Source organism: Propionivibrio sp. (assembly GCF_049316945.1).
Taxonomy (GTDB): domain Bacteria; phylum Pseudomonadota; class Gammaproteobacteria; order Burkholderiales; family Rhodocyclaceae; genus Propionivibrio.
Genome location: NZ_JBMOJE010000008.1, coordinates 14,366 through 30,071 on the forward strand (window position 1 = coordinate 14,366; position 15,706 = coordinate 30,071).

16 protein-coding genes are annotated in these 15,706 nt (G+C 57.4%); 11 read left to right on the forward strand and 5 right to left on the reverse strand.

Annotated elements, in window-relative coordinates:
- Window positions 1–481 precede the first annotated feature (481 nt).
- Entirely contained in the window at window positions 482–694 is a 213-nt protein-coding gene (locus tag ACOYNV_RS03300; protein WP_422898317.1) for an AbrB/MazE/SpoVT family DNA-binding domain-containing protein, read from the forward strand.
- On the forward strand, window positions 694–1,089 hold the full coding sequence (locus ACOYNV_RS03305) for a type II toxin-antitoxin system VapC family toxin (protein WP_422898318.1): 396 nt from the start codon (window positions 694–696) through the stop codon (window positions 1,087–1,089). The genes ACOYNV_RS03300 and ACOYNV_RS03305 overlap by 1 nt, the downstream gene beginning before the upstream one ends.
- Before the next feature lie 340 nt (window positions 1,090–1,429).
- On the opposite strand, the gene ACOYNV_RS03310 is transcribed toward ACOYNV_RS03305, so the two are convergent.
- From ACOYNV_RS03310 to ACOYNV_RS03320, 3 genes are read right to left on the reverse strand one after another with little or no spacing between them, the layout of a single operon-like run.
- Window positions 1,430–2,308 (reverse strand): hypothetical protein, encoded by an 879-nt coding sequence (locus ACOYNV_RS03310; protein WP_422898319.1) that lies wholly within the window; start codon window positions 2,306–2,308, stop codon window positions 1,430–1,432.
- A 54-nt stretch (window positions 2,309–2,362) separates the two neighbouring features.
- On the reverse strand, window positions 2,363–2,971 hold the full coding sequence (locus tag ACOYNV_RS03315) for a 3'-5' exonuclease (RefSeq protein ID WP_422898320.1): 609 nt from the start codon (window positions 2,969–2,971) through the stop codon (window positions 2,363–2,365).
- Between the two features lies 1 nt (window position 2,972).
- The gene (locus ACOYNV_RS03320; RefSeq protein ID WP_422898321.1) at window positions 2,973–3,623 is read right to left on the reverse strand and encodes an alpha/beta hydrolase; all 651 of its coding nucleotides are present in this window, start codon (window positions 3,621–3,623) and stop codon (window positions 2,973–2,975) included.
- Between the two features lie 407 nt (window positions 3,624–4,030).
- Here ACOYNV_RS03320 and ACOYNV_RS03325 point away from each other — a divergent pair, with 407 nt between their 5' ends.
- The 8 genes from ACOYNV_RS03325 to ybaK all read left to right on the forward strand — a co-directional run bounded on the left by ACOYNV_RS03325 (window position 4,031) and on the right by ybaK (window position 13,497).
- On the forward strand, window positions 4,031–5,257 hold the full coding sequence (locus tag ACOYNV_RS03325; protein WP_422898322.1) for an HD domain-containing phosphohydrolase: 1,227 nt from the start codon (window positions 4,031–4,033) through the stop codon (window positions 5,255–5,257).
- A gap of 483 nt (window positions 5,258–5,740) precedes the next feature.
- Window positions 5,741–8,374 carry a leucine--tRNA ligase gene (gene leuS / locus ACOYNV_RS03330; RefSeq protein WP_422898323.1) on the forward strand — a complete coding sequence of 878 codons (2,634 nt, stop codon included), beginning with the start codon at window positions 5,741–5,743 and terminating at the stop codon, window positions 8,372–8,374.
- 18 nt (window positions 8,375–8,392) lie between these two features.
- Window positions 8,393–8,902, forward strand: coding sequence for an LPS assembly lipoprotein LptE (gene lptE / locus ACOYNV_RS03335; RefSeq protein WP_422898324.1), 510 nt, complete (start codon window positions 8,393–8,395; stop codon window positions 8,900–8,902).
- Between the two features lie 12 nt (window positions 8,903–8,914).
- The gene (holA, locus tag ACOYNV_RS03340; RefSeq protein WP_422898325.1) at window positions 8,915–9,922 is read left to right on the forward strand and encodes a DNA polymerase III subunit delta; all 1,008 of its coding nucleotides are present in this window, start codon (window positions 8,915–8,917) and stop codon (window positions 9,920–9,922) included.
- 374 nt (window positions 9,923–10,296) lie between these two features.
- Entirely contained in the window at window positions 10,297–11,553 is a 1,257-nt protein-coding gene (locus ACOYNV_RS03345; protein ID WP_422898326.1) for a glutamate-5-semialdehyde dehydrogenase, read from the forward strand.
- Window positions 11,554–11,564: 11 nt separating this feature from the next.
- The gene (locus ACOYNV_RS03350) at window positions 11,565–12,044 is read left to right on the forward strand and encodes a methylated-DNA--[protein]-cysteine S-methyltransferase (RefSeq protein ID WP_422898327.1); all 480 of its coding nucleotides are present in this window, start codon (window positions 11,565–11,567) and stop codon (window positions 12,042–12,044) included.
- Window positions 12,031–12,945, forward strand: a complete 915-nt coding sequence (xerD, locus tag ACOYNV_RS03355; protein ID WP_422898328.1) for a site-specific tyrosine recombinase XerD — start codon at window positions 12,031–12,033, stop codon at window positions 12,943–12,945. Before ACOYNV_RS03350 ends, xerD begins: the two co-directional genes overlap by 14 nt.
- 63 nt (window positions 12,946–13,008) lie before the next feature.
- Window positions 13,009–13,497 (forward strand): Cys-tRNA(Pro) deacylase, encoded by a 489-nt coding sequence (gene ybaK, locus ACOYNV_RS03360; protein ID WP_422898329.1) that lies wholly within the window; start codon window positions 13,009–13,011, stop codon window positions 13,495–13,497.
- 2 nt (window positions 13,498–13,499) lie between these two features.
- Here the strand turns inward: ybaK and ACOYNV_RS03365 are convergent, their stop codons facing one another.
- Complete coding sequence (locus tag ACOYNV_RS03365) at window positions 13,500–13,856, reverse strand: dihydroneopterin aldolase (RefSeq protein ID WP_422898330.1); 357 nt, start codon at window positions 13,854–13,856, stop codon at window positions 13,500–13,502.
- Between the two features lie 113 nt (window positions 13,857–13,969).
- Here ACOYNV_RS03365 and plsY point away from each other — a divergent pair, with 113 nt between their 5' ends.
- Window positions 13,970–14,590, forward strand: coding sequence for a glycerol-3-phosphate 1-O-acyltransferase PlsY (gene plsY / locus ACOYNV_RS03370; RefSeq protein ID WP_422898331.1), 621 nt, complete (start codon window positions 13,970–13,972; stop codon window positions 14,588–14,590).
- Here the strand turns inward: plsY and tsaD are convergent, their stop codons facing one another.
- Window positions 14,591–15,616 (reverse strand): tRNA (adenosine(37)-N6)-threonylcarbamoyltransferase complex transferase subunit TsaD, encoded by a 1,026-nt coding sequence (gene tsaD, locus ACOYNV_RS03375; protein WP_422898332.1) that lies wholly within the window; start codon window positions 15,614–15,616, stop codon window positions 14,591–14,593.
- Window positions 15,617–15,706: the final 90 nt, after the last annotated feature.

The window sequence follows — 15,706 nt, forward strand, 5'->3', positions numbered from 1 at the left end:
TCGGACTTCAGTCCGACTGCGGCGCGAAAATGTCGGGCTGAAGTCCGTCCCACAAGTGCCTTCCATGAAAGCCGCGTGAGCAGTGGATCTACAGAGCTTACACATGAAGAATGGCGTAAACAAAGGCGACTCAGCAACTGCCTCCGTAGATTTCCATTTGACAGGGCTTGCAGGGCAATACGATCGATGTCATGCGGAAATTACGCCATTGTTGGCTCAGGAAGGGAGCCAACACCAAAGCCGCCGCGCCGTTCCGCCAATCGCGAAGAAATAGGGGACAGACCCCGATTTTGAGATTCATAAAATTGGGGTCTGTCCCCTATTTCTTCTATTTCTTGCCGGGCGCAGTGGCAATCTGGCGTTGCAGGGTAAGCAACCGGTTTTTCTTGATTGATCTGCTCTTCAGTCTTGCTTCTCGCGTTCAGGCCCATGACTCGCTATACTCTTACCATCGAATTATCCATAGATAAAAGGTAAGAATATGGCATCTACGGCGACGCTATCCAGCAAGTATCAGATTTCCGTGCCAAAAATAATTCGCGACGAACTGCATTGGGAAGCCGGGCAGGAGTTCGTTTTCATCCCCAAAGGCAAGGGGGTACTACTGATGCCGGTACCCGAGCTGGAGCAACTCGCCGGCATGGTCAGCGGCGCCCGGACTGAAGACTATCGCGACCGGGAAGACCGGTTCTGATGCGCGTCGTAGATACGTCGGCCTGGATTGAGTGGCTTACAGGCAGTTCGTTGCATGCAACGCTGGCACAAGAGATTCCTGAAAAAACACAGTGCGTTGTTCCCACTATCGTGCAGTTTGAATTGGCGAAATGGCTGATCCGGGAAAGCGGTGAGGCGCAGGCGGATCAGATGATCGCTTACACTCAGAAATGCGTTGTAGCTCCACTGGACACGCGCATCGCCCTACGAGCCGTCGATCTGCACCGTCAATACAAACTGGCCACTGCAGATGCCGTGGTGTATGCGACAGCTCAAGAATTCGGCGCTGAATTGCTCACTTGCGATGCTCATTTTGAAAATCTGCCGGGCGTTGTTTTTATCAAAAAGGTGGCAGCGAATCAGGCGGGCTTGTAGCGCACGCGGGCAAATTGAGGCCATCAGAGCGGGGGCGCCACGCTCCAGCCAGTGCAGGCTTTCGAGTGCATTCAGGAGTTGTGGGCAAAGACTTTCATGTGCTCTGCAGAGCTTATGAATAGGCGTCCTGCATGGCATGCGCCTGAAGACTGGCGTTATATAAGGCTCTTCAGCCATGACCTCTGTAGATCGCCATTCGGCGGTGCTTGCAGGCCGATGCGTTGTCAACCCGCTGTCAGGGGTCGAAACTTACCGTGTCGCGAAGACCGTCCTGCACAACAAAGGGGCCCACAACAAAGGGGCCAGGATCGAATCATTGATTGGTTACAAATATTTTTGGCTAGTCCTTGCATTCTTGAGCGCCAAAAATTCGTGAGAAACCACTGCCTCCTCCCGCATGCGCGGGGTAAATGCACATAAGGATGAGCAACGAATCGCTGACATTGCGGATATCGGGCGGAAAAGCTGCAAACGGTGACGCGCGGTCAAGTACACTTTTTATATAGGCAATCTCCGCTTCCTGATCTCCTGAACGAACAACGCGGTAGCCTTTTAGGGATCCGTCCGAATTCAGTGTTATTTGTACCAGTGCTTTGCGTGACCCTCGTACTCGCGGATCATTCTTGACGAAGGCGGCACTGCGGTTCAGTTTGCGGACAAAGGCATCGAAATACATCTCAAGACTGAAGGGTTCGATCATTTTGCCAGTGGCGGTCGGCTGAACCAACGCCTCGTCATCACCGTTGCCCTGCGGATTCCGCCCCATCTGCCGTGCCATGGCCAGGGCCCTTTTTGATAGCTCCCGGCCGGTTGGCGGCTTGGCTTGCGCGGCCAGTTCGTTGAGGAATTTATCCATGTCCGCACGTTCAGCGCTAGACCATGAACGGGCTGCCCACACCCCGGTGGGGGCACTCAATTTTCGTTTTTCTACCTGTTTACCTGATGAGGCGACTTGTTTTTTAGCTTCACTTTTCGGCGCCGCCTCTTCATGTGAGGAAGGCGGAACCCTCAGCAGGGGCTTGGCGGGCGCGACAATGGCGGCGAGAAGGCGCGGGTGATTTGCCTTGGTCGAATTGTCGGGATTCGTTGCCGGCCCGCTTGTCGGGTCAGACGAGGAGAAACCGAGGAAAAGAACGGCTGAATGAAGTAGCAGGGAGATTGCGACAGCCAGCCGGAGCGACTGCCTTGATTGCGCGTTACGGGATTCCATGTCGCGCATTCTATATAAATACCAGGAACTGACTCGTAAAACTCGAAATCCAGCCCTGCCTGGTTAATGCGACCGAACGCTGCGCGCCCATGCCCGGTAAAGCACTAGCGCTACGTGGGCATCATTTGCCGCATAAAGTTGCTGGCGCTCGCTTAACTGGTGGTTTGCCCAGTTGCTGGTCCCTGTTTTCTTTGATTTATTGAATTTCTGACCGAAGAAGTGCGCCACGGCAACTTTTGCTCCGACCGTACCCCGGTGCCCCGATCCGCGCAGAACTTCACCGAGATCAAGTACGTTAGTCAGGCTGATGTCCAGCCTGGATTTCAGAGCGCTACGGTCATTCCCCAAACCCATGCCGACTTTCAGGACACGGGGCGATTCCAGTATGATTTTCAATGCGTTCGTGACGTGCAAGCCAGAAATCGGAAATAGATACGCACGACTTTCTGTGGCCAGTTGAACAAGATGCGGGCCGGTCGATTCTTCCCCTTTCAGAAAAGTCGGTTTCGATTCCGTATCGAATCCGATCACTTCGGCGGCCATCAGCGCATCAAGAGCCTCGCGCGCAAGGCATTCCGAATCAATCAAGCTTACATCAGCAATCGAAATACCCTGATAGGATGGAAGGTCGGTTGTGCTCAGGGATGCACGATTGAAGACTACGTTGCTCAAATCAGCACTCTTCCATCCTGGCCTGAAGCCATTTCCCGAGCGCGATGATTTCCTCAAGGCAAACTGAGTGCGGCATCGGATAGGTGTGCCAATCAAGTTGATAGCCCCTGGCATTCAATGTCTCTTTCGCGCGCAGACCCAAGCCAAAGGAAACGACATCGTCCTGAGTGCCGTGAGCCGCGAAAATCGGGATGGTCTTGTTCGCATCGCTCAATTCCTCATCCAGCAGCCGTGCTGATGGAATGTAGGCCGACAGGCAGATAACCCCGGCCAGCTTCTCCGGGTAAGTTAGAGCGGTCGTATAGGCAATGGCTCCTCCCTGGGAAAATCCGGCAATGAAAATTCGCTGGCTCGGGATGCCGCGCTCGATTTCACGAACAATCAATTTCCGGATAGCTGCGCATGAATGAACTATTCCTTCTTCGTCCACGCTGCGGGATGTGCTGTCCAGCGAGATGATGTCGTACCAGGCACGCATGACGTAGCCACCGTTGCAGGTGACTGGAATCATCGGCGCATGCGGGAATATGAAACGGACAGCCGTGGCTTTATTGAGTCCCAACTCGGGAACAATGGCCTCGAAATCCGAGCCATCCGCCCCAAGGCCATGCATCCATATGATCGAGAATGCAGGGTTGACTCCAGTTTCCACTTCAATTGCCGGCAAGTTTTCCAAAACATTTTCCCTGTAAGGCTGCGGTGATGAAATCTGCAAGACAGCAGTTCGTAATAAATCCTCGTTGATGCCCTGTCGAGCATTATGGACCTCCAAGGCCTTACGGACCCTGAAATCATCAGCTTGTCAATCGACTGCCAACAGTCGATGCTCAGAAACAAGCTGCCTGTAAGCGCCGACCAATGCAAGAATAGTGATGGATTGAAGCATCGTCACATCATTGGCACACGACTTTCCCTGTGGTGCTGCAATCGTTTCTGGGGCAAATGCGCTTGGTGTTGATGGACTTCCAGTCTACTATCAATTTCTTCGCCTTCCTTATGCCCATTCATGCAGCACTGGCATTTTCATCGGGGGCGTGGGTGCAACTTTTTGAGCCTGACATGAAAATCAATCTGCAGCGTGCGATCACCTCACTGACTAATGCCCTCGATTTTGTCGGCACCGATGAATTTCAGCACGGCAAGCGCGTGGCGCTCATGTCGGCGGCGATTGCCCACGAAATGAACTGGTCGCAATCTCATCGCGTGAGAATGCTCTACGCCGGGATGCTCCATGACTGCGGCGTCTCGCGCGCCAAGGAGCACCGCGCCATTACCGAAACACTCGAATGGGAAGGTGCCCAGAAGCACTGCTTGCGGGGTGCCGACTATCTGGCGGCTTGTCCGCCACTGGCGAACTTCTCATCCATTGTTCTCTGGCATCACACTCGGTGGACCGCACTTCTTCAAGAAGACCTGTCCGAAGATGTGCGCCTTGAAGCCAATCTGATCTTTCTCGCCGACCGCACCGACGTTTTGCTGGCCCCTTATTTCGTGGGTGCGGCACTGAAGAATGAGATCCTCTGGGAATACCCCGAGGTCATCAAGCGCATCGCCGACATGGGCGGCACCTTGTTCGCACCTCTGCTCGTCGATGCTTTTCGTCGTGCGGCTTCCCGAGAATCGTTCTGGTTGGCGATGGACCCAACCTACATCGAAGACCAGATCGACGACCAGTTGCACAGTAGCCGGCCAGTCGAACTGGATACGGTCGGAGCGTTGGCCATCGCAGGATTGTTCGCGCACACTGTCGACGCCAAGAGCTCCTACACACTTGAGCATTCCACCCGTGTCGCCGGCATCGCCCGTCATCTGGCCGAGGCTTCCGGCATTCGCGGCGAACATCTCGACATGGTCGAAATTGCCGGCCTGCTGCACGACATCGGCAAGCTGCGCGTTCCGGAGGAAATCATTGACAAGCCGGGACCGCTGACGCGCGAAGAGCGTGCCTTCGTCATGCGCCACAGCTATGACAGCGGTCACATTCTGAGGAAAGTTTTTCCTGGTCAGCCGATTGCAGAGTGGGCCGCCTTGCATCACGAAAATCTGCTCGGCACCGGCTATCCATTCCATTGCCAGGCAACGGACATCCCGCTTGAAGCGCGCCTGATAGCCGTCGCTGATATTTTCCAGGCGCTGTCACAGGAACGGCCATACCGCGAACATATGGCCAAGAACGATGTAATGTCACGCATTGACAGCCTGAGTAACCAAGGGCGCATCGATCCGGAAATGGTCAAGCTGCTGCATAGCCAACTTGACCGCTGTTTTGAACTGGCGGTGGGCTAGGAGAGTTCGTCATCAGTTGCGCCAGCCCGGTTTGCGCAGGTTGGAACTGGAACTTATCTCACTGAAACCCGCGTCTCTGGCGTTTTATCCTAGAAAAGGCAGTTGACCACAGCGAACACGGCGAACACAACGGGAAATCAATGACTTGCAATATTTTCATAATTCACCCTTTGGGTGAGCCATGAAATCCTAAAAAACTGAGGCTTTTCGCTGTGCCCGCCGTGTTCGCCGTGGTTAAACTGAGGTTTTAAGGTTTATTCCACGCTGTTCCATCAGCATTCAAGCGTTTTCCAGTAAAGAATTTTTGCCCAAGGTTTGATCGGAGCACCGCATGGATCGAATCAGAAGGAGAATCGTCAGACTTCATCGCCGCTCCAGCTTCCTGATGACCAATAGATCTCGCAGCAAAGCTCCTGGCGGACGGGACCCCGCTGCAAACCGCGTATAATTCGCGGTTTAGTTCATTTCTGACCTTAGCCAGCCATGCAGGAAAAATACCAGCCCCAAGAGATTGAACTCGCCGCCCAGTTGCACTGGAACAAGACGGGTGCAGCGCGTGCAGTTGAAGACGTCAGCAAGCCCAAATACTACTGTCTTTCGATGTTCCCCTACCCCTCGGGCAAGTTGCACATGGGTCATGTGCGCAACTACACGATTGGCGATGTGCTGGCACGCTTCCACCGGATGCTCGGCTTCAACGTCATGCAGCCGATGGGTTGGGACGCTTTCGGGATGCCGGCCGAGAATGCGGCGATTCAGAACAACGTGCCGCCGGCACAATGGACCTACGCCAATATCGAGTACATGAAGGGGCAGCTCAAGCGGCTCGGCTTTGCCATCGACTGGGATCGTGAGCTGGCCACCTGCAAGCCGGACTATTACCGCTGGGAGCAGTGGCTGTTTACGCGCCTCTACGAGAAAGGCCTGATCTACAAGCGCCTTGGCACCGTCAATTGGGATCCGGAAGATCAGACCGTGCTGGCCAACGAGCAGGTGATTGACGGTCGAGGCTGGCGTTCGGGCGCGCTGATCGAGAAGCGCGAAATCCCGATGTACTACATGAAGATCACCGCCTACGCCGACGAATTGCTGGCTGACCTAGACCAGCTTGGGGGCTGGCCGGAACAGGTCAAGCTGATGCAGAAGAACTGGATCGGCAAGAGCTATGGTTGTGATGTTGGCTTCCCCTACGATGTGGCTTCGATCGGTGCAGAGGGCGTGCTCAAGGTGTTCACCACGCGCCCGGATACGCTGATGGGTGCGACCTACGTGGCCGTAGCCGCCGAGCATGCGCTGGCTGCCCAGGCTGCAGCCGGCAATCCCGAACTTCACGACTTCATCGAGGAATGCAAGCGCGGTGGCGTGGCCGAGGCTGACATGGCGACGATGGAAAAGAAGGGCATGCCGACCGGCCTGTTCGTCGTTCATCCGCTGAACGGCGAGAAATTGCCGGTTTGGGTCGCCAACTACGTGCTGATGGGCTACGGCGAAGGCGCGGTGATGGCCGTTCCAGCACACGATGAACGCGACTTTGCTTTCGCCACCCGCTATGGGCTGGAGATCCGCATGTCTATTGGCTCTCCGACCGGTGTGTATGTCGCTGTGGCGGCGCCCTGGCAGGAGTCTTATGCCGAGCTTGGCGTTTGCGTCAATTCCGAAAAATACGACGGACTCGAATTCCAGGCGGCGTTTGACGCAATCTCCAGCGATCTCGCGGCGAAAGGGCTGGGCGCCAAGCGCACCCAGTTCCGTCTGCGCGACTGGGGCATCTCGCGCCAGCGTTACTGGGGCTGCCCGATCCCGATCATTCATTGCCCCGCTTGCGGCGATGTGCCGGTGCCGGACGAACAGTTGCCGGTGATACTGCCGGAAAACGTGACGGTCACCGGCGCCGGCAGTCCGCTGGCCAAGATGCCGGAGTTTTACGAGTGTAGCTGTCCGAAGTGCGGCAAGCCGGCGCGGCGCGAGACGGATACGATGGACACCTTTGTCGAATCCTCATGGTATTTCCTGCGCTTTTGCTGCCCGGACAACGACCAGGCGATGGTTGACGAACGCGTCGCCTACTGGTGCAAGGGCGGCATCGACCAGTACATCGGCGGCATCGAACATGCCATCCTGCACCTTCTCTACTCGCGTTTCTGGACCAAGCTGATGCGCGATACCGGCTTGTTCGGCGATACCCGACTTGGTGAGCCGTTCGCCAATCTGCTGACGCAGGGCATGGTGGTGGCCCCCACCTTCTACCGCGAACTGGCCAACGGCAAGAAGGAATGGATCAACCCGGCCGACGTCGACCTCACCAGCGACGAGCGCGGTCGTGCCATCGGCGCCACCTTGCGTACCGACGGCCTGCCGGTAGTCATCGGCGGCACCGAGAAGATGTCCAAGTCGAAGAATAACGGTGTCGATCCGCAGTCGTTGATCGACCAGTTTGGCGCCGACACGGCACGCCTGTTCATCATGTTTGCCTCGCCCCCGGATCAATCGCTGGAGTGGTCCGACGCGGGTGTCGAAGGCGCTTTCCGCTTCCTCAAGCGCGTCTGGCGCATCGTCTTCGAGCATGTTTCCGGTGGCTTGGTTGCCGCCTATGCGGGTGGCGAAGGCACCGAAACCCTTTCGGCCGAATTGAAAACCTTCCGTCGCCAGTTGCATCAGGCCATCGGCAAGATCACCGATGACTATGGCCGGCGCAAGCAGTTCAACACGGCCATCGCGGCCGTGATGGAACTGCTCAATGCCTATGTCAAACTCGTAGACGATTCAGCGACAGCCCGCGCGGTCAGACAGGAAACGCTGGAAGCCGTTGCGCTGCTGCTCTACCCGATCGTGCCGCATGTCTGCGAAGCACTCTACGCCGAGCTCAGGCCCGGTCAGCAAGCCGGTGTGCAGCGCTTCCCGAAGGTTGATGCCGCCGCTTTGGTCCAGGACGAAATCGAACTGATGCTGCAAGTAAACGGCAAGCTGCGCGGCAGCCTGCGCTTGCCCGCCGGTGCCGACAAGGCAAGCATTGAAGCGGCCGCGCTGGCGAGTGAAGTAGTGCAGAAGCACCTTGAAGGAAAATCGCCCAAGAAGCTGATCGTCGTTCCGGGGCGGCTGGTTAATATTGTCGTTTAGTGCTTCGGGGAGTGCGCCATGCGCGTTTTGCTTCATTCGGTCGTAGTGATACTGGTACTGCTGCTTTCGGCCTGCGGATTCCAGTTGCGCGGCGCCTATACGCTGCCCTTCGAGAGCCTCTACCTTGGCGTGCCTGATACTTCGCTGATCGGCGCCGGGCTCAAGCGTCAGATCCGCGCCTCCGGGGCGGTTCGCCTGGTTGACACCCCGAAGGAAGCGCAGGCGAGCTTTTATATGACCTACGACGCCCGCGAGCCGGTGATACTGTCATTCTCCGGCTCCGGAAATGTGCGCGAGAAACGCCTGTATTATCGCTTTGGCTATCGTGTGGTGGACAGCAAAGGACTCAATCTGATCGTGCCCGGAATGATCGAGCTGTCACGCGACCTGACTTATGCCGACTCTGCCGTGCTGGCGAAGACTCAGGAAGAAGAACTGCTGTGGCGGGACATGGAGTCGGATGTGGTGCAACAACTGATGCGCCGGCTGTCAGCCGCCAAGCCAATGCCGCCACCTGCCATCGAATAGGGCTGGCAGAAGATGCAACTCAAGGGCGAGCAACTTGCAGCCCACCTTGAACGCGAGCTGAAGCCGGTTTACGTCGTCTATGGCGATGAGCCCCTGCTGGTAATTGAAGCCGCCGATTCAATTCGCGCTGCAGCCCGCCGACGCGGATTCGACGAGCGTGAGGTTCTAACGGCCATTTCCGGGTTCAAATGGGTTGAATTGCACCATGCCGCAGGCAATATGTCGCTGTTTGGCGGTCGTACGCTGATTGATCTGCGCATTCCGACCGGCAAGCCGGGGCGCGAGGGGGGCGCGGCAATCAAGGACTACTGTGACCATCCTTCCCCCGATGCGTTGCTGCTGGTAACGCTACCCGGGCTCGACTGGACCGAGGAGAAAGCTGTCTGGCTGAAGGCACTGAATGAGGCAGGTGTGGCCATCAAGCTGATCCCGCCCAATCTGGCAGAACTGCCGGCCTGGATTGCCGGTCGCCTGCGCCGCCAGCAGCAAAGTACTGATAGCGACGGCCTGCGTTTCATTGCCGAACGTGTCGAAGGCAATTTGCTGGCAGCCCATCAGGAAATCCTGAAACTCGGTCTGCTCTATCCGGCTGGCGAAATCACGCTGCAGCAGGTGCAGGGGGCGGTACTCAATGTGGCACGTTATGACCTCGACGGACTGCGAGAAGCGCTTCTGGCCGGTGATGTCGCGCGCCTGACACGCACGCTTGACGGCTTGCAGCAGGAAGGCGAGGCACCGCCGCTGGTGCTCTGGGCGATGACCGAAGAGGTACGTGCGCTGGCCCAGGTCAAGTCGGGGCTGAAGGAGCGTCAGTCACTCGACGTGCTGCTCAAGGAAGCTCGGGTTTGGGGCGCACGTCAGGTTTTGTTCAAGCGTGCCCTGCAACGCATGGATGCCGCCAAAGCCAATTCTGCGTTGGCGCATGCGGCACGCATCGACCGCATGATCAAGGGCGCGGCCGGTGCAGGGGACGTGTGGGATGAATTTCTTCGACTGGGCCTCAACCTCGGCGTTAACTGAAACCCCGGAAACACTTATTTGTCGTTAGTGATCGGTGGCTCGTCAGGAGCCAGATGCTCCCAAAGGCAATCGTTTATCCATTTGCCCTCGTTTGTAAGGCCTTGGCAGCATTTTCCCTGCACCAGGCACTCGCCCTCGCAACTGTCATCGATTACGACCACTCGAAGGTCGGGGTCGATCTTTCGTTCGCCATCCCAATAACTGCAGGTTGCGCAAACTTTCACTTCAGCGGGGACAATCAGTTTTGGGCTCATCATCAATCATTGGCAAGATTCAATAGCGGTAAGAGTGTACCTCTTTCCAATGGTTCCATTCAGTGTTTTATTTCATCGATAGCTATAATTGCATTTTGACCTGAATAAAGCAGGGTAAACATGAATATCAAGGAGTACGTACACCAAGTCGGGCAGCAGGCACGCGAAGCCTCCCGGTCCATCGCGAGGGCCGATAGCAAGGTCAAGAACCAGGCCTTGCGCACCATCGCTGCCGCCATCAGGCGCGAATCCGCCGCGCTCATCTCGGCCAATCGGGAAGATCTGACTGCAGCCCGTGCTGCCGGGCTTGAGCCAGCCATGCTCGACCGCCTGACACTATCCGAAAAAGGCGTCGAGGCCATGGCCGAGGGTGTGGAACAGGTCGCCGCGTTGCCCGACCCGGTCGGCGAAATCAGCGACTTGAAATTCCGTCCGAGCGGCATTCAGGTTGGCAAGATGCGCGTCCCGCTTGGTGTCATCGGCATCATTTACGAAGCCCGCCCCAATGTTACGGCCGATGCGGCGGCGCTATGCCTGAAGTCGGGCAACGCCGCCATCCTGCGCGGCGGCTCAGAGGCCATCCGCAGCAACCGCGCCATCGCCGCACTGGTGCAGGAGGGCTTGACCTCGGCCGGCCTGCCGGCCAACGTCGTGCAGGTGATCGATACCACCGACCGCGCCGCTGTCGGCCACCTGATAACCCTACGCGAATACGTCGATGTGATCGTCCCGCGCGGCGGCAAGGGGTTGATTGCGCGCCTGCTGGCCGAGTCACGGGTGCCGATGATCCAGCATCTGGATGGCAACTGCCATGTCTATATCGATGACGATGCCGATGCCGACAAGGCGCTGAGAATCGTCGAGAACTCCAAGACGCAGCGCTACGGCACCTGCAACACCGCCGAATCACTGCTCGTTGCGCGCAATGTGGCAGCCCGTCTGCTTCTGCCGATTACCGCCATGCTCTTGGCCAAGGGCGTTGAAATACGTGGCTGCGTCGAAACGCAGGCACTGGTGAAAGAAGCCAAAGCAGCGACCGAGGAGGATTACGCCACAGAATTCCTGGCTCCGATCATTTCGGTCAAGGTGGTTGCCGGGCTTGACGAAGCGATTGATCACATCAATCGTTACGGCTCACATCACACCGAAACCATCGTCAGCGAAAACTACACTAAATCCATGCGCTTCCTGCGTGAGGTCGATTCGTCATCAGTCATGATCAACGCTTCGACACGTTTTGCCGATGGCTTTGAATATGGATTGGGCGCTGAAATCGGCATCTCGACCGACAAGATTCACGCACGCGGCCCGGTTGGCCTCGAAGGACTGACCAGCCAGAAATGGATCGTGCTCGGTAACGGGCAAGTGCGTAGCTGAGAGCACCAACCATGCACCAGCAACCCGCTAGAGTGTACCAAGCCGTCGTTGCAGCAACCGGTTTCTGCCTTGGAGTGCGCTGTGGCGACACTGAAATTCACGGAGTCGACTTCCTCGAACCATGTGCCGAACTCTCGCCTTCAAACGTCTTGGCCGCTGAAGCTGTGCGCCAGTTGCGAGCCTATCTGGCTGACGCCGACTTCGATTTCAGCTTGCCCCTGCACCCATCGGGAACCCTCTTTCAGCGCCGCGTATGGGAACAGATCGCCGCCATTCCAAAGCATCAGACACGCACCTATGGCGAACTGGCCAAAGCCCTGCACAACGCGCCGCGTGCGGTTGGCCAGGCCTGTGGTGCCAACCCCTTTCCGCTCGTTGTTCCCTGTCATCGGGTAATCGCCAGCGGCGGCGGGCTGGGCGGCTTTTCACGGCACGGAGGCGGCTTCCTGCTCGACGTGAAGCGCTGGCTGCTGGCGCATGAAGCTCGCTGAAGCCAACCAGACTGATCGAGCGGAGATTGATGCCTTCTGCGACATCCTGTGGCTGGAAGACGGACTGGCCAAAGCTTCGCTATCGAGCTACCGCAGCGACCTGATTCACTTATCGAACTGGTTGAGCGAACAGAAACTCGCTTCGCTGTGCAGCGCCGACGAGCTCGCGCTGATGCGTTTTGTCGCCATGCTCTCGCAAACACTGCGTGCCTCATCGCAGGCACGCTACATTTCGACCTTGCGCCGCTTCTATCGGCACCTGATGTCACGCGCCAGGATCAACATCGACCCGACGCTCAAGATTGCCATGCCGGTGAAGCCCTCGCGCCTGCCCAAAGTGCTTTCCGAAACTCAGGTTGACGCCCTTCTGGCCGCGCCCCCGACCGACACGACACTTGGCCAGCGCGACCGTGCCATGCTGGAAACACTTTACGCAACCGGTTTGCGCGTAACGGAACTGGTCGGGCTCAAAATGCACGAAGTGAATTTCGACATGGGTGTGGTTCGGGTTTTCGGCAAGGGTAGCAAGGAGCGTCTGGTTCCGCTCGGCGAGCAAGCCATCGACTGGCTACGCAGCTATCTTGCAGAAGCCCGTCCGGCCCTGCTCGACAGGCGTCAGAGTAACGACCTCTTTGTCACAGCGCGAGGTGCTGCGATGACCCGTCAGGCGTTCTGGCAACTGATCAAGCGCTATGCTCTGCTGGCCGGAATGGATCCTTCGCGATTATCACCCCATGTCATGCGCCACGCCTTTGCCACTCATCTGCTCAATCACGGTGCAGACTTGCGCGTGGTGCAGATGCTTCTCGGGCATTCCGATATTTCAACTACACAGATTTACACGCACATCGCCCGCGAACGACTGAAATCGCTGCATGCGGCGCATCATCCACGCGGATGAATGTTGAACTTAAGCGACTCTGCTATGCTTGGTTCGGGAAGTCATGCTTCAGGAGAAAAAACCATGAGATCAGACAACGCCCCCGAAACTCCGGCGACAAAGTTTCTGCGCCAGCACGGTATTGCCCACTCCAATCATCTTTATGAGTATGAAGAGCACGGCGGTACCAACGTTTCGGCGCGCGAACTGAATGTCGTTGAACACGCCGTAATCAAGACGCTGGTGATGGAAGACGAGACGGCCAGGCCATTGATCGTCCTGATGCATGGCGATTGCAAGGTGTCGACCAAGGAACTGGCCAGGCAGATCGGCTGCAAGAAGGTCGAGCCGTGCAAGCCGGAAGTCGCCAATCGGCATACCGGTTTTCTGGTCGGCGGAACCAGCCCGTTCGGCACCAGAAAGCAAATGCCGATATGCCTCGAGAAAAGCATCCTTGATTTACCGCTCATTTATATCAACGGCGGCCGACGCGGTTTTCTGGTCGGAGTGCATCCGCATGACTTGCTGCGGGCACTGTCGCCGACGGTTGTGACCGTGGCACTAAAAGGGTGAAATCAGGCAGATGTGCCGCGCTCGATGACCACACCGACGCGCCGCACACCGCGCATCATGCCCAGTTTGGCAATCGAGACACGCACCCAAGTCGCGCCGAAGTCTTCGAGCAGCAGGTTAGCCACGTATTCGGCGAGCTTTTCGAGCAGGTTGAAATGACGCACAGCCAGTTCGCTGCGCAGCCGTTCGACGACCAGCGCATAATCAATGGTGTCGCCGATATCATCAGTGTTACCGGCGTGTGCTGTTGAGGAGCCGATCTGCAAGGACATCTCGACCGTCTGTGGCACCGCCTTCTCACGCGGGTAAATCCCGATCAGTGTCGAGATGCGAAAGTCGTCGATAAAGATGATGTCCATTTGGCAGCAGGTCGGGGCAGTGTAGAATTATTGGCCGGGCGGAAAGGCCGGGCCCGATAGATTTCGCATTTTAACCTTTAACGCAACCGCCCTTCGAGTTTCCGGGATTATCCATGTCCAATGCTCCACTCGCCCTGTTAGCCGTCGTTATGGCCTATCTTCTGGGCTCCGTCCCGTTTGCCGTGCTTTCCAGCCGTGTTTTCGGGCTGGCTGACCCGCGCAGTTACGGATCGAAAAATCCGGGGGCAACCAACGTACTGCGTAGCGGCAACAAGGGCGCAGCCGCAATGACCTTGCTCGGCGATCTGCTCAAGGGCTGGGTGGCGGTTTTTCTTGCCCGGAAGTACGGTGCGGACCATGGGTTCGAATCGGGCTTGATCGGGCTTGTCGCGCTGGCCGTCTTTTTCGGACACCTGTACCCGGTATTCCTGAAATTCAAAGGCGGAAAAGGCGTGGCGACAGCGGCAGGAGTGTTGTTGGCTATCGATCCCTGGCTTGGTGCGGCAACGCTGGCAACCTGGCTGTTCGTTGTCTTTACTTTGCGCTATTCCTCGCTGGCAGCCTTGGTTGCAGCAGCGGCCGCACCGGTTTTCGCATTTTTCCTCTGGGGCAGCGACACGATGTTACTTGCCGTGGGCGTCATCTCAATGGCCCTGATCGGCAAGCACTGGCAAAATCTGCAACGCTTGATGGCAGGAGCCGAGGCGAAGATCGGCGCCGGGAAAAAGGCCTGATCAGCCGGTAATATCAGCCAGCGGCCAGCGCGGACGCACGGCAAAGGCGCCCGCCGGCTTGCTCGACACGCCGGATAGCATGCGTAAAGCGCCGGCCAGCGCGATCATCGCGCCGTTATCGGTACAGAACTCCAGTTCCGGGTAGAAGACCGAAATGCCCGCGTTTGCCGCCAGCGCATCAAGCTGACGGCGCAGTTCGCGGTTGGCACCAACGCCACCGGCCACGACCAGCCGTTTCAAGCCACTTTCCTTCACCGCCCGCATCGATTTTTTGACCAGAACCTCGACAATGGCGTCCTGGAAGCCACGCGCAATATCGGCGCGCTGCTGTTCGTCGGGCGAGCCAATCTCGCGCACTTTGGTCAGCACGGCCGTTTTCAGGCCACTGAAACTAAAGTTAAGATCGCCTGATTTCAGCATCGGGCGTGGGAATTTCACCATATCTGGCTGGCCGCGCTCAGCCAGATCAGCCAGCGCCGGGCCGCCGGGGTAAGGCAGGCCAAGCAATTTGGCAGTTTTGTCAAAAGCTTCGCCGGCTGCATCGTCCAGGGTTTCACCGAGAAGCTGGTACTCGCCAACGCCGGTCACGCGCATCAACTGGCTATGTCCACCAGAGACGAGCAGTGCGATAAAGGGAAAGCGCGGCGGCCGGCTCGAAAGCAGCGGCGAGAGCAGATGACCTTCGAGGTGATGAACCGGCACCGTCGGTATGCCGAGCGAGGCGGCCAGTCCTTCAGCAAATGCAGCACCGACCAGCAAGGCGCCCGCCAGCCCGGGGCCTTGGGTGTAGGCGATGGCACCGACCTCGGAGAGCGTGCGTCCGCTATCGGCCAACGCCTTGCGCAGCAAGGGAACGACACGCCGGATATGGTCCCGTGAAGCGAGTTCGGGAACCACCCCGCCATATTCACGATGCATCAGAATCTGCGAGTGCAAGGCGTGTGAAAGAAGCGCACCGCCAGCATCGGTACTATAAAGCGCAATCCCCGTTTCGTCGCAGGAGGATTCAATTCCAAGAATCAGCATGGGCGGCATTCTAACCTGGCGACCACCGGCTCCGGGCAAAACAAAAAACAAAGGGCTTGGAATTTTCATCCGGCTTTGTTTATAATGCCC

Excerpts from the sequence above, each read along its gene's own strand:
- ACOYNV_RS03300 (WP_422898317.1), top strand. The coding sequence starts at position 482 with ATGGCATCTACGGCGACGCTATCCAGCAAGTATCAGATTTCCGTGCCA.
- ACOYNV_RS03305 (WP_422898318.1), top strand. The coding sequence starts at position 694 with ATGCGCGTCGTAGATACGTCGGCCTGGATTGAGTGGCTTACAGGCAGT.
- ACOYNV_RS03310 (WP_422898319.1), bottom strand. The coding sequence starts at position 2,308 with ATGCGCGACATGGAATCCCGTAACGCGCAATCAAGGCAGTCGCTCCGG.
- ACOYNV_RS03325 (WP_422898322.1), top strand. The coding sequence starts at position 4,031 with ATGAAAATCAATCTGCAGCGTGCGATCACCTCACTGACTAATGCCCTC.
- leuS (WP_422898323.1), top strand. The coding sequence starts at position 5,741 with ATGCAGGAAAAATACCAGCCCCAAGAGATTGAACTCGCCGCCCAGTTG.
- lptE (WP_422898324.1), top strand. The coding sequence starts at position 8,393 with ATGCGCGTTTTGCTTCATTCGGTCGTAGTGATACTGGTACTGCTGCTT.
- holA (WP_422898325.1), top strand. The coding sequence starts at position 8,915 with ATGCAACTCAAGGGCGAGCAACTTGCAGCCCACCTTGAACGCGAGCTG.
- ACOYNV_RS03345 (WP_422898326.1), top strand. The coding sequence starts at position 10,297 with ATGAATATCAAGGAGTACGTACACCAAGTCGGGCAGCAGGCACGCGAA.
- ACOYNV_RS03350 (WP_422898327.1), top strand. The coding sequence starts at position 11,565 with ATGCACCAGCAACCCGCTAGAGTGTACCAAGCCGTCGTTGCAGCAACC.
- xerD (WP_422898328.1), top strand. The coding sequence starts at position 12,031 with ATGAAGCTCGCTGAAGCCAACCAGACTGATCGAGCGGAGATTGATGCC.
- ybaK (WP_422898329.1), top strand. The coding sequence starts at position 13,009 with ATGAGATCAGACAACGCCCCCGAAACTCCGGCGACAAAGTTTCTGCGC.
- ACOYNV_RS03365 (WP_422898330.1), bottom strand. The coding sequence starts at position 13,856 with ATGGACATCATCTTTATCGACGACTTTCGCATCTCGACACTGATCGGG.
- plsY (WP_422898331.1), top strand. The coding sequence starts at position 13,970 with ATGTCCAATGCTCCACTCGCCCTGTTAGCCGTCGTTATGGCCTATCTT.
- tsaD (WP_422898332.1), bottom strand. The coding sequence starts at position 15,616 with ATGCTGATTCTTGGAATTGAATCCTCCTGCGACGAAACGGGGATTGCG.